Origin of the sequence: Microbacterium sp. (genome assembly GCF_051953575.1) — a bacterium.
Taxonomy (GTDB): domain Bacteria; phylum Actinomycetota; class Actinomycetes; order Actinomycetales; family Microbacteriaceae; genus Microbacterium.
The window spans coordinates 1-6,942 of the sequence record NZ_JBQCIP010000106.1; the positions used below are offsets into that span (position 1 = coordinate 1).

At 70.6% G+C, this 6,942-nt stretch carries 5 protein-coding genes; 2 read left to right on the plus strand and 3 right to left on the minus strand.

Annotated features, from left to right (window positions below; all coding sequences use genetic code 11):
- Positions 1 to 181: 181 nt before the first annotated feature.
- Positions 182 to 1,813 carry an ABC transporter substrate-binding protein gene (locus tag ACTHNQ_RS07025; protein ID WP_440332308.1) on the plus strand — a complete coding sequence of 544 codons (1,632 nt, stop codon included), beginning with the start codon at positions 182 to 184 and terminating at the stop codon, positions 1,811 to 1,813.
- 57 nt (positions 1,814 to 1,870) lie between these two features.
- On the opposite strand, the gene ACTHNQ_RS07030 is transcribed toward ACTHNQ_RS07025, so the two are convergent.
- Entirely contained in the window at positions 1,871 to 4,519 is a 2,649-nt protein-coding gene (locus ACTHNQ_RS07030; RefSeq protein WP_440332309.1) for a transglycosylase domain-containing protein, read from the minus strand.
- A gap of 88 nt (positions 4,520 to 4,607) precedes the next feature.
- A complete protein-coding gene (locus ACTHNQ_RS07035; RefSeq protein WP_440332311.1) occupies positions 4,608 to 5,522 on the minus strand; it encodes an oxidoreductase in 915 nt (304 codons plus the stop codon).
- Positions 5,523 to 5,596: 74 nt separating this feature from the next.
- On the opposite strand from ACTHNQ_RS07035, the gene ACTHNQ_RS07040 reads away from it, so the two are divergent.
- A complete protein-coding gene (locus ACTHNQ_RS07040; protein ID WP_440332313.1) occupies positions 5,597 to 6,190 on the plus strand; it encodes a TetR/AcrR family transcriptional regulator in 594 nt (197 codons plus the stop codon).
- 28 nt (positions 6,191 to 6,218) lie between these two features.
- Here ACTHNQ_RS07040 and ACTHNQ_RS07045 read toward each other — a convergent pair.
- The coding region (locus tag ACTHNQ_RS07045) for a mandelate racemase/muconate lactonizing enzyme family protein (protein WP_440332315.1) at positions 6,219 to 6,942 on the minus strand (724 nt) is incomplete at its 5' end.

The window sequence follows — 6,942 nt, forward strand, 5'->3', positions numbered from 1 at the left end:
GAACTCGCCGACCTGCTGCGCTACTCGACCGTCGTGATCGCCACGATCCCGATGCTCATCGCGTACCCGTTCGTCGCGAAGTACTTCAACAAGGGCATCATGATCGGCGCCGTCAAGGGCTGATCCGCCCCCACAGACCCACCACAACACACCCATCTACCGGGCAAAGGAGATTCCGGCAATGAGACACAGCATCATCAGAGGAGCGGCGGCTGCGGGCGCGCTCGCGCTGGCGGCGGGGGCGCTCGCCGCGTGCACGTCGCCGAGCGACGACAACGGCCAGCTCGTCGCTTTCGGCCCGCAGGGCGACAACGGCTCGCTCGCGGACAACGGCTTCACGAAGCTGCTCGAGGAGAAGTACGACATCGACTTCGACTGGCAGACCACCACCTACGACGGCAGCGTGGCCGGCGAGAAGCGTCAGGTGTCCCTCGCGAGCGGCGACTACCCCGACGCGTACTTCCTCGTGCCGTGGGTCGACGCGTTCTCGCGCAGCGAAGTCCTCAAGTACGGTCAGCAGGGCGTGCTCGTCCCGCTCGAGGACCTCATCGACGAGTACGCGCCGAACCTCAAGGAGCGCTTCGAAGAGAAGCCGGACTGGAAGGACTCGGTCACCGCTCCCGACGGCCACATCTACGCGATCACGCAGTGGAGCGAGTGCTACCACTGCAGCTTCCCGTCGAAGCTGTGGATGAACACGACGTGGCTGAAGAAGCTCGGGCTCGAGCAGCCCACGACGACCGAGGAGCTGCGCGCGGTGCTCCAGGCGTTCAAGGACGACGACCCGAACGGCAACGGCGTGGCAGACGAGGTGCCGCTGAGCGGCTCGGCGACCCAGCCGATCGTCAACTACCTCATGGGCGCCTTCACCTACGCGCCGTACACGGCGCCGGGCACCCCGCCGCCCATGGTGATGGAGGACGGCCAGGTGACGATGGCGGCCACGAGCGACCAGTGGCGCGAGGGGCTGAAGTACATCGCCTCGCTGGCGTCGGAGGGTCTGCTCGACACGGCGGCGTTCACGCAGAACGGCGACGCGCTCAAGGCGCTCGGTGACAACGCCGGCGCTGAGATCCTCGGCTCGGCGGTCGACCTGCACCCGTACGACTTCGTGACCGCCGACTCTCCCGACGGCCGCGACAAGAACTACGACGCGGTCGCCCCGGTGGCCGGTCCCGACGGCACGCAGCTGGCGACGTGGCGCTCGCCGGTGAACCCGCTCGGCATCTTCGCGCTGACGAACAAGTCCACTGAGGACGAGCGGATCAAGGCGATCAAGCTCATCGACTACCTCGTCACCGACGAGGGCGACAAGCGCGGTGCGATGGGCCCGGAGGGCGAGGCGTGGGTCCCGGCGGAGCCGGGAGACGTCGCGCTGGACCCTGAGCTGGACCCGACGTTCAAGCCGCTGACGTACGACGAGACCTCGAACTCCGCGTGGCGCTCGATGGCCCAGTACTGGGACTCGCTGGAGTACCGCAACTCGCAGGTCGTCCCCGAGGACGTCTACTCGCCCGACGGGTACGAGCGACGCCTGCTCATCGCGACGCAGGGGTACGACCCGTACAAGCCCGACGAGAGCGTCCTCTTCCCGTCCGAGAAGCTGTGGCCGAACGACGAGACGTCGGCCGACCTGGCGGATCTGCAGACGAACATCGCGAACTACGTCACCCAGGCGCAGGCCGAGTTCGTCACGGGCCAGCGTGACATCAACGACGACGGCGCCTGGCAGGCGTACCTGAGCGACCTCGAGGGTCTGGGGCTATCCCAGTACCTTCAGATGGAGCAGGACCTGTACGACGCTCTGAAGTAGTCGCACCGACCCCGCACGAGTGTATGCCGCCGGCGGGGCATCCACTCGTCCGCTGTGTCAGCCCCCGTTGCCGTGGCCGCCGGTGCCGCCGTTGCCGGTGCCGCCGCCGGTGTCGGCTTGGCCTCCGCTGTCGCCGGGGTTCGTGCCGTTGTCGCCGTTGCCGTTCCCGGTTCCCTCGCCGTTCCCGTTCCCGCTCCCCGGGGCGGAGGGCGACGTGCCGGTGCTGGGGTGCAGCGTGACGGTGGTGCCGGCGGCGGCGCGCCCCGCACCCGGGTCCTGGGTCGCGACCAGCCCGGCGGCGACGACGGAGTCGACGGCGTCTCCGATTCGGACGGTGAAGCCGGCCGCCTCGAGCCGGCTCTGGGCGTCGGCCACGCTCAGCCCGGTCACGTCGGGCAGGTTCACCTGGGCCGTCTTGACGAGGTCCGTGTCGGGGGCGGGGAAGGCCTCGCCGCCGTACGCGTCGTTGGCGGCCGACTGCACGGCCTTGCCGATGCGGTAGCGGATGTCCGACAGCCGGTTGCCGTTGTACCGGGTGTTGAACACGTCCCCGAAGCCGTCGGCGTTGCCCGCCCACGTCGCGGTGGTCACCTTCGTGCTCGACTCGATGAGCCACGTCTGCCACGCCTCGTGGGTGCCGGTCTTGCCGAGCACCGGGGTGCCGTCCCACGGGTTGCCCTGCGTGCCGCTGCCGCCCGAGGCCATGACGCCCTGCAGCGCATAGGCCGCGGTGGCGGCGATCGCCGGGTCGAGCGCCGGCGTGCAGGAGTGCTCCAGCCCTGCGACCTCCTTGCCGTCGGCATCCGTCACGCGGTCGATCGGCGTCGGCTCGCAGTAGGTGCCGCCGTTGGCGACGGTCGCGTAGGCCGCGGCCATCGCGATCGGCGACACGGCGGCGGTGCCGATGATCGAGTTGAGGTTCTTCATCGTGATGGCGTCGCCGTCGGCCTGCGTCACGCCGAGGCGGGCGGCGACCTTCTCGATGTCGCACAGGTCGAGCTTCTCGGCCATCGCGAAGTAGCCGGTGTTGAGCGAGCTGGCGGTGAACTGCAGCGGGGTGCCGACCTTGCCGGGAGCCTTGCCGAAGTTGTTGACGAGCGTGTTCGACGTGTTCGTCCAGTCCCCGTCGCACGAGTTGGTGAGGTGCTCGAACACCCGCAGGCGTCCGTCGAGCGACTCGCCCAGCGAATGCCCCTTCTCCAGCCAGTCGAGCAGCGTGAACAGCTTGAACGTCGAACCCGCGTTGAAGCCGGTCGAGCCGCCGGTGGCCAGGTCGCCCGCGAAGACGAGGGACGAGTACGCCGGGTCGCCGTCGTGTGCGGCATCCTCGCTGAAGGTCGTGTTCTGCGCGATCGCGAGGATGCGGCCGGTCGAGGCCTCGATGCTGACCGATGTCGACCCGAACCGGCCGGTCGCCGCCCCCTTCGCCGTCGGCATGTCGGCGGATGCCGGCGCGTACGTCGTCATCGCCTGCTCGGCGGCGGCCTGCACGCGGGAGTCGAGCGTCGTGTAGACGTTGAGACCGCCGCGCTGCAGCGTCTGCTGGCGGTCGGTGCGCGTCTCGCCGAACGCCGGGTCGTTGAGGATGGTGTCCTTCACGTACTGGCAGAAGTAGGCGGCTCCGCCGGCGGCGGCGCACCCCGTCACGGTGGGCGTGATCGTCGGGGTGATCGGCTCGATCGCCGCAGCCACGTACTGATCCCGGGTGATCTTCTTGTCGTGGAGCATCCGGCTCAGTACGTACAGCTGACGCCCCTTGGTGGCGGTGTAGCCGTCGGCGGCGGCGACGTACTGGTCCTTCGTGATGGTGCCGTCCGCCAGCAGCGAGTCCAGCGCCGCGAGCTCGTTGCCCTGCACGTCGTCGACCGCGCCGTCGGGCGCCTTGTTGCGCGTGGTGCCGTCCGAGGCGGTGATCGAGCCGTCGGGGCGGTCGATCCGGTAGGTGTTGGGGTTCTGCACCATGCCGGCGAGCGTCGCCGCCTGTCCGAGGGTGAGGTTCGCCGCCGTCGTGCCGAAGTAGTAGCGCGCGGCCGACTCGATGCCGTAGGTGGTGCCGCCGAAGTTCGCGATGTTGAGGTAGCCGAGGAGGATCTCGTCCTTGGAGTACTTCTGCTCCAGCGCGATGGCGTACCGCATCTCCTGCAGCTTGCGCTCGATCCCCTCGACGCCGCTGGAGGTCGTCGCCTCCGACCAGCAGGCGTACTTCTCGTCGGAGGTCTTCGCGGTCGCCTCGCACTGCTGCACCAGCACGTTCTTGACGTACTGCTGGCTGATCGTCGATCCGCCCTGCGTCTCGCCGCCGCCCGCGAGGTTCGACAGCACGGCGCGGGTCGTGCCGATCACGTCGACGCCGCCGTGGTCGTAGTAGCGCGGGTCCTCGCTGGAGAGGATCGCGTCGTACATCACCGACGCGACCTGGTCGTGGGTGACGGGCGTGCGGTCCTGCTCGAGGAACTTCGCCAGCAGCACCGGCTGGCCGGTGCCGGGATCGGTGGCGTAGAAGTTGCTCGGCAGCATGAGCTGGTCGATCTCGAGCGTGCTCGGCAGTTCGTCGAACAGCGTGAGCGCACCGCCGGCGGCGCTGCTGGTGAGAGCCACCGCCGGCGTCACCGTCGCGGCGATGAGCACGCCGGTGGCGGCGCTCAGGCCGACCAGGCCGGCGAGTCCGGTGAGGATTCCTCTTTTCGGGCGCGACGGATCAGGCATGGTTCCGAGGGTAGGAACCGAGTCTGGGCGAGCGCGGGGCGCCGCCTATGCGTGAGGTGGATGCCGCCCGCGCCGGCCGTCCGGCAGGTCAGTGACTGGGCAGCGAGGCGGGGAAGCCGACCCCGGTGAGCTCCTGCGAGACGTCCCAGAGGCGGCGGGCGACGTCGGCGTCCGCGGCCTCGGGGGAGCGGTCGACGAGGACGGGCGCGCCGCGCAGCTCGAAGCGCCCGCCCGGGCCGGCGTAGCTCGCGCCGGGCAGGTCGGCGACGGCCGCGTACAGTGTGGGCAGCGCGCCGCCGGCGGCGTCCTGCGCGAACAGGCGGTTGCCGAAGAGCATGAGCGCGCGGCGCACGCCGTTGGCGTCGTGCCCCTGCAGCTCGGTGGCTGCCCAGCCGGGGTGCGCGGCGACCGCGCGCACGGGCGATCCCGCCTCGTCGAGGCGCCGCTGGAGCTCCAGGGTGAACAGCAGGTTCGCGAGCTTGGACTGGCTGTAGGCCGCGCCGGGTGTGTACTCGCCGTCGAGCGCGAGGTTGTCGAAGTGGATCCGGGTGCCCCGCGCCCGGTGCAGGCCCGACGACAGGGTGACGACGCGGTCCGTGACGTGGGGCAGCAGCAGGTTGGTGAGGGCGAAGTGCCCGAGGTGGTTGGTGCCGAACTGCCTCTCGAAGCCGTCGGCGGTGCGCGACTCGGGGAGGTTCATCACCCCGGCGTTGTTGATGAGGACGTCGAGGCGGCCGTCCCACGCCGCGGCGAACGCCTGCACCGAGGCCAGGTCGGCGAGGTCGAGCCGGCGCACCTCGGTGCTGCCGGCGATGCCGGCCGCCGCGGCCTGGCCGCGGGCGGTGTCGCGCACGGCGAGCACCACATGGGCGCCCGCGGCGGCGAGGGCGCGCGTGGTCGCGAGACCGAGCCCGCTGTTCGCGCCGGTCACGACGACGGTGCGTCCGGTCTGGTCGGGGATGTCTGCGGTGCTCCACTCGGGAGTCTTCGTTGTGCGGGCCATGTGCATCAATGTATGCGATGACTACATTGTATGCAATGCCTACATTTGCGGACCGGTTCGCCTAGTGTGGATGCATGAGGCACGGCCGCTACCACCACGGGGATCTGCGCGCGGCGCTCCTCGTCCAGGCCGAGAGCCGGCTGCGCGAGCGCGGTGTCGCGGGACTCTCGCTGCGAGAGCTCGCCCGCGACCTCGACGTCAGCCCGGGCGCACCCGGTCGTCATTTCGAGAGCAAGCAGGAGCTGCTCGCAGCGCTCGCGCTCCGCGGCTACGAGCGCCTGGACCGGGTGACGGCGGCGGCCATGAGCGCGGCTGGCGACACGTTCGCCGCGCGCGTGGATGCCGCAGCCCGCGCCTACGTGGACTTCGCGGTCGCCGACCCCGAGCTGCTCGCGCTGATGTTCGCGGCGAAGCACGACGGCGTGCCGTCGCCGGAGCTCGCGGCCGCCGCGAACGGCTGGTTCGAGCGGATGCTCGACCTCATCGACGACGGACAGCGGCGCGGCGAGGTGAAGGCCGGTCCCCGCGAGCGGGTCGCGCTGCCCGTGTTCGCCGCCCTCCACGGGTTCGCGATGCTCATGGTGAGCGGCAACCTGCCGCCGGAGCTCGCCGAGGTCGGGCTCGACGACGTCATCGCCGCGGCCGTGCAGGGGTGCGCGGCCGCCTGACCCGGCCGGCCCGGGCGGACGGCATCCGTCACTCGACGCGCAGGTCCTCCAGTGCATCGTCGTCCCACGCGATGCCGATGCCCGGGGTGTCGGGCGCGAGGACGCGGCCTTCGGTCACGACGAGGTCGGCCGTGGTCACCGCGCGCAGCTGCGGGATGTACTCCACGATGCGGCCGTTCGGGACGGCGGCCACGAGGCTGACGTGCAGCTCCATGAGGAAGTGGGGGCACACCGGCACGGTGAACGCCTCGGCGAGGTGCGCGATCTTGAGCCACGGCGTGATGCCGCCGACGCGTGCCACATCGGGCTGGACGATCGTGGCGGCATCGCGGACGAGATACTCCTTGAACTGGGCGACGGAGTACAGCGACTCGCCCACCGCGATCGGGATCGACGTGGATTCGACGAGCCTCGCGTGCGCCGACACGTCGTCGGCCGGCAGCGGCTCTTCGAGCCACGAGATGCCCGAGGGCTCGATCGCGCGCGCCAGTGCGCGGGCGTCGGCGAGCGTGAGGCCCTGGTTGGCGTCGACCATGAGGCGATAGCCCGGGCCGACGGCCTCGCGCACCGCGGCGAGACGCTCGATGTCGCGGCGCGGGTCGGCGGATCCCACCTTGAGCTTCGACCCGTGCCAGCCGCCGTCGCGCGCCGCGAGGGTGTTGGCGACGAGCGTCTCGGTGTCGATGTGCAGCCAGCCGCCCTCGGTGTCGTACAGCGGCACCTGCGGCTCCGCACCGCCCGCCGCGCGCCAC

Coding starts and splice junctions, on each gene's coding strand:
- ACTHNQ_RS07025 (WP_440332308.1), top strand. CDS start 182: ATGAGACACAGCATCATCAGAGGAGCGGCGGCTGCGGGCGCGCTCGCG.
- ACTHNQ_RS07030 (WP_440332309.1), bottom strand. CDS start 4,519: ATGCCTGATCCGTCGCGCCCGAAAAGAGGAATCCTCACCGGACTCGCC.
- ACTHNQ_RS07035 (WP_440332311.1), bottom strand. CDS start 5,522: ATGGCCCGCACAACGAAGACTCCCGAGTGGAGCACCGCAGACATCCCC.
- ACTHNQ_RS07040 (WP_440332313.1), top strand. CDS start 5,597: ATGAGGCACGGCCGCTACCACCACGGGGATCTGCGCGCGGCGCTCCTC.